This is a genomic window from Embleya sp. NPDC056575, from assembly GCF_042793325.1.
GTDB lineage: Bacteria > Actinomycetota > Actinomycetes > Streptomycetales > Streptomycetaceae > Embleya.
This window is the reverse complement of sequence record NZ_JBHTVA010000150.1, coordinates 1-4255: the sequence shown is the minus strand read 5'-3', so window position 1 is coordinate 4255 and position 4255 is coordinate 1. Positions and strand designations below refer to the sequence as shown.

Genomic DNA, 4255 nt, shown 5'->3' with positions numbered 1-4255 from the left:
TCGCTCTCGGCTACTTGACGCAGGTGTGGTCGGTCCTCGGCAGTCGGCCCGTGGCCAGGTAGTCGTTGACCCGCTCGTCCACGCAGGAGTTGCCGTAGAGCCCGTAGACGGCGTGCCGGTTGGCTCCCTGGAGGGTGAGCAGCCGGGAACTCGGCAACAACGTGTGCAGCGCCACACTGCCGGTGTACGGGGTCCGCGGGTCGCCATCGGCGGCCACGATCAGCATCGGCACGTCGCGCCCCACCCGCACCGGGTCCTCGCGCGGCGCGTCCCAGAAGGCGCACGGCACGATGTTGTTGGTGAACGGGCCGTACAGCGGGTGCGCGGCGCGGGATGCCTCGACGTCGCGCCAGTACACCTCGGGATCGCGCGGCGCGGCCACGTCCCCGCACATGATGGCGGTCTGGGCGCCGGTCGGTCCGTTGCCGCCGGTCAGGAACATCCGCAGCTTGCCGGCGAAGCCCGCCGACAGCGGCGCCGGTTGCCCCGCCGCGGCCCTGGCCAGGGTGGCCATCTCGGCGGCGAACACCGTCCGCGCCGCGTCGGTGTCGTCCGCGTTTTCCATCAGCAACACGAGCCCGACCCGGCTGTCGTCCAGCCGGAAGACCTCCGGGGCGGTGCCGACGACGAGCGGACCGCGCGCCGACGCCTCCTGGACGCGGGTCACCGTGGCCAGCACCTCGGCGCGGGTGCGGCCGAGGTGGTAGGTGTCGTCGCGCAGCGCGGTCCAGGCCGCCCAGTCGGACAGCGCCCGATCGTTCTCGCCCTCGCTGCCGCGCAACACCCGGGGGCCGTAGCGGCGCGGGTCGAGCGCGCCGTCCAGGACGACGCGGTCGACGCGGCCGGGGAACATCTGGGTGTAGGCCGTCCCGAGGTAGGTGCCGTACGAATAGCCGAAGTAGGACACGCGCCGCTCGCCGAGCGCGGCCCGCACGACGTCCATGTCACGGGCGGTGTTGCGGGTGCTGATGTACGGCAGTACCGCCGCGTTGGTCGCCCGGCACCGGTCGGCCAGATCCTTCTGCAGCGCGACCTGACGATCGAAGCTCGCCCGACTCAGGCCGGCCGAGAAGAGGTTGGTGCCGACGGGCCATCCGCAGTCCAGCGCCGTACTGCGGCCGACGAAGCGCGGGTCCATGCCGATCAGGTCGTAGCGCGCGCCGACCTCCTTCATCGCGGTGCGCAGACCCAGGGTCATGTCGAGGCCCGCGCCGCCGGGGCCGCCCGGATTGGTCAGCATCGTGCCGATCCGGTGCCGGGTGTCGGTGGCCCTGATCCGCGAGATGGCGACGGTGATCGTGCGGCCCCGGGGGTTGGCGTAGTCGAGCGGGACGGTCACGTCGGCGCAGCGGGCGCCGCCGCGTTCGAGACCCTGGCCCACGGCGTCGTCCGGGCCCAGCGCACAACTGCGCCAGTCGATCCGTTGATGGTGGTAACGCTCCAGTCCGGCAACGGAGTTCGCCGCGCTGTCGGTGTCGTCGGCTTCGGCCGCCGACGCCGTCGCCGATATCGCGCCCAGACACGCGGCCATGGCCAGGCCCACCGCCAGGACTCGGCGCGCGGGACGGGTGCGCCGATGGGGTGTGCTCGCCGTCGCGGTCGCCGTGGCGGGGTGGTGTTCACTCGTTCGGTGCGCCGACGTTCTCGTCATGCTCGTCTCCGGAGTCCGATCCGCAGACGTACCCGAACACCCGCCCCCGTCGCGGTTGTCGGCGCACTGTCGAGGCGCCGCGCCGCGTGTCGACCCGCGTCGCGGCGCGGAACGGATCGGCGTGCGGCGGCACGGGCGGCGGCAGAGTCCGCAATCCGGCGGGACGGGTGGGGGGACGCGCGGATGCCTCGTATGAACGAGCACGACCCTACGAACGTCTTCCGGGCCGAACATCGGCCGACCGCACGACGAGCGGCCTCCCGCTTCGTGGGCCCGGCCAATCCTGCCTACGCGTGCCGCCCCCTACAATCGCCGCCCGCCGACCGGCGGTTCGGCCGGCCAGGGCGGGTTTCCGGTCCGGGTGCACACACTCGACGCGGTGGTCGCCGCTCTCCGGGTCGACGCCGGCTCGACCGGGTTCGCCGCGCGCAAGTGGCCGTGCATGTCCCGGCACAACCCCCGCAGCCCCTGGCCGGCACCCTTTCGAGGGAAAACGCGGTCGGGCGAGCACGGCGGTGACGTAGACCCACCCGGGGAACGCGCGTCGTGTGGACGGGTCCGCGCGCTCCGCCATATCGTGTCCTGGCCGAGACCAGGCCGATCTGACGACAGCGAGACAAGGAGACCTCAGAGTGGGCACGGTTGGCAGTGTCGAGACGTTGGAATTCCAGGCCGAGACCCGGCAGTTGCTCCAGTTGGTGATCCATTCGATCTATTCCAACAAGGACATCTTCCTGCGTGAGCTGATCTCCAACGCCTCCGACGCTCTGGACAAGCTGCGACTGGAGTCGCTGATCGACTCCGACCTCGAGGTCGATACGTCCGACCTGCACATCGCCTTGGCCGTCGACAAGGACGCCCGCACGCTGACCGTGCGCGACAACGGCGTCGGCATGAGCCGGGACGACCTCGTGGAACTGATCGGCACGATCGCCAAGTCCGGCACCGCCGGTCTGCTGGACAAGCTCAAGGAAGCCAAGGAGACCCGGGACGGCGCCGCGGCGCAGAACCTGATCGGACAGTTCGGCGTCGGCTTCTACTCGGCGTTCATGGTCGCCGACAAGGTCACCCTGCGCACCCGGCGCGCGGGCACCGATTCGGGCACCGCGTGGGAGTCCGACGGCGAGGGCACCTACGAGATCCGGGCCGTCGACGACCTGCCCGTGGGCACCTCGGTCACCCTGCACCTGAAGGCCGCCGACAACGAGGACGGGCTCGCCGACTACCTGTCCGAGTGGAAGATCCGGCAGATCGTCAAGCAGTACTCGGACTTCATCCGCTGGCCGATCCGGATGGCGACGGAGCGGACCGACGCCGACGGCGTGAGCACGCACGGCGTCGACACGCTCAACTCGATGAAGGCGCTGTGGGCCCGGCCGCGCAGCGAGGTGACCGAGGCCGAATACGCCGAGTTCTACAAGCAGATCAGCCACGACGGGCTCGACCCGGCCGAGACGATCCACATGCGCGCCGAGGGCAACTTCGAGTACGAGGCGCTGCTGTTCATCCCGTCGCAGGCTCCGTTCGACCTGTTCTCGCGCGAGACGAAGCGCGGCGTACAGCTGTACGTCAAGCGGGTGTTCATCATGGACGACTGCGAAGCGCTGATGCCGAACTATCTGCGCTTCGTCAAGGGTGTCGTGGACGCGCACGACCTGTCGCTGAACATCTCCCGCGAGATCCTGCAGCACGACCGGCAGATCCGCGGAGTGCGCCGGCGCCTGGTGAAAAAGGTCCTCGGCGCGATCAAGGACATGCAGGCCAAGGACGGCGAGCGCTACACGAAGTTGTGGGCGCAGTTCGGCCGGGCGCTGAAGGAGGGCCTGCTCGAGGACACCGACAACACCGAGGCGCTGCTGGAGCTGGTGTCGGCCGCCTCCACGCACGACCCGGAGAAGACCACCACGCTGCGCGAGTACGTCGAGCGCATGAAGGACGGTCAGGACGCGATCTACTACCTGACCGGCGAGACCCGGGCGATGGTGGAGAACTCCCCGCACATGGAGGCGTTCGCCGCCAAGGGGTACGAGGTGCTGATCCTCACCGACCCGGTCGACGAGGTCTGGGTCGACCAGGTCCCGGCGTTCGCCGGCCACGCGCTGCAGTCCATCGCCAAGGGGCAGGTCGACCTCGACGAGCCCGCCGACGGCGACGACGAGGCCGAGTCGGACAAGGCCAAGCGCGAGGAGGACTTCGCCGCCCTGCTCCCGTGGCTGACCACGACGTTGTCCGAGCAGGTGAAGCAGGTACGCCTGTCGTCCCGGCTGACCACGTCGGCGGCCTGCATCGTCGGCGACGCCCACGACATGACGCCGACCCTGGAGAAGATGTACCGGGCGATGGGCCAGGAGATGCCCCCGGTCAAGCGCATCCTGGAGCTCAACCCGACGCACCCGTTGATCACGGCACTGCGCTCGGCCCACGCCACGAACGCGGAGGATCCGGCACTCGCCGAAATCGTCGAACTCGTCTACGGCGGCGCGCTGCTCGCCGAAGGCGGCGACCTCCCCGACCCGGCCCGCTTCACCCGCCTCCTGACCAACCACCTGGCCCGAGGCCTGTAACCCGCCGGCGTGCGACCGGCCGGACCCACCCGGGCCCGGC

The 4255-nt window shown here is 70.3% G+C and carries 2 protein-coding genes; one reads left to right on the top strand and one right to left on the bottom strand.

The features are described 5' to 3' along the window. Positions 1–10 precede the first annotated feature (10 nt). Complete coding sequence (locus ACFRCG_RS48235) at positions 11–1651, bottom strand: alpha/beta fold hydrolase (protein WP_380043030.1); 1641 nt, start codon at positions 1649–1651, stop codon at positions 11–13. 632 nt (positions 1652–2283) lie between these two features. Between ACFRCG_RS48235 and htpG the strand changes: the two genes are divergently transcribed. Beyond that, positions 2284–4215 carry a molecular chaperone HtpG gene (gene htpG, locus ACFRCG_RS48230; protein WP_380043029.1) on the top strand — a complete coding sequence of 644 codons (1932 nt, stop codon included), beginning with the start codon at positions 2284–2286 and terminating at the stop codon, positions 4213–4215. The last annotated feature ends 40 nt before the right edge of the window (positions 4216–4255 follow it).